At 64.3% G+C, this 1,377-nt stretch carries 1 protein-coding gene; it reads right to left on the bottom strand.

What is annotated here, in order from left to right; all coding sequences use genetic code 11:
• Positions 1–30 precede the first annotated feature (30 nt).
• Positions 31–1,347 (bottom strand): ISL3 family transposase, encoded by a 1,317-nt coding sequence (locus AC5Y5W_RS24890; protein WP_500022657.1) that lies wholly within the window; start codon positions 1,345–1,347, stop codon positions 31–33.
• Between the last annotated feature and the right edge of the window lie 30 nt (positions 1,348–1,377).

Here is a 1,377-nt window from a genome sequence, read left to right as displayed (position 1 = left end):
GGCTCTTCGGATCTTGCCGGGGTGCTGTGTTCATCGGACGACGATGGATGTGAGAACCCGCCAGTTGGGCTTACCGGCGTAGAGCAGTGCTCGGACGCGGTAGTTCTCGAAGTTGGTGAAGCCGTAGCCGATGCGTTTGATGCGTTTGATCAGGTTGTTGAGGGCCTCGGTGGGCCCGTTGCTGACGCGGGCGATGTGGAAGTTGCAGATCTTGTCGAACCAGGCTTTGAGGGTGCGGGCGAGTTTGTTCAGTTCGGGCGGCAGGCCCGGGCGTAGGCAGTGGTCGATCAGTTCGGAGAGCATCGCGCGGGCGGTGTGGATGTCGGTGCAGCGGTAGAACTCGCGCAGTCGTTCCTTGACGCGGTAGGCCAGGGCGACTTCGCCGCGGGGATCGCCCAGTTGCAGTAGTGAACTCAGGCGTTGGGTGGCCTTGGCATCGAGGCGTTCCTCACCGGTGAGCAGCACCCGTCGTACGCGGTAGAGAGGGTCGTGACGCCGGCCGCGGTGGCCCTTTTGTTCACGCTGCACGCGTCGTCGAATCTCGTCGAGGGTCCGGTTGGCCAGTTGCACGCAGTGGAAGGGATCGACGACCTGCTGCGCCCGGGGCAGCATCACCGTGTAGACCGCGGCGTAGGTCGCCGACATGTCCAGGGCGCCGAAGCGGATGCGGTGTTTCCAGGCCAGGGGTTGTTGGTCGATCCAGCCGGCGACATCGACATAGCTTCGGGTGGGCAGGATCTCGATGATCTGGTGGTTGGCGACATCCGCGACGGTGGTCGCATACGAGCGGCCCCGGCGGCTGCACAGTTTCACAAACGAGGTCTCGTCCAAGCCGATCGCGGACGTGGCGTTCAGGCGACGCCGGTCCGCAGCAAGCAGCGCCCGACCGTAGGTCATGACCGCGTCGTTGACGGTGTGCCAGTCGCAGGACAGCTCACCAGCGACATCGGAGACCGCACGACCGGTCCCGACCTGCATGGTCGCCCATTTGGCGCAGCGGGTCGTCAGCAGGCAGTTCTTGGCCGCGATGCGATGGTCGGCACTGGTCCAGCTCGCCCCCGCACAGCCGGGTCGCCGGCAGATCAAACGGTGCTTGCGCCACGCCAGACGCATCGGCTGGCCGTAGACGGGCAGGTCGACATAGCGCACCGTCGGCCGCTCCTTGATCTGGCCGGCGCCCCCGCAAGTCGGGCATAACCGATCGACGACGGTCTGCTCGATCACCAGCTCGACATCGGGACCGATACGTCGATAGGCCAGGACGCGGACATCCTTGAGCCCGACCAGGGCTTCGACGATCTGACTAGGCTCATAACGGACGAAGGTGCTTTTGAATTTGATGGTCACGCTTCAAAGACTCAGGCACCTTCGTTCCCC

This window comes from Mycobacterium sp. NGS51 (assembly GCF_059812525.1).
The sequence above is the reverse complement of the archived record's forward strand: the minus strand, read 5'-3'. Positions and strand labels throughout refer to the sequence as shown.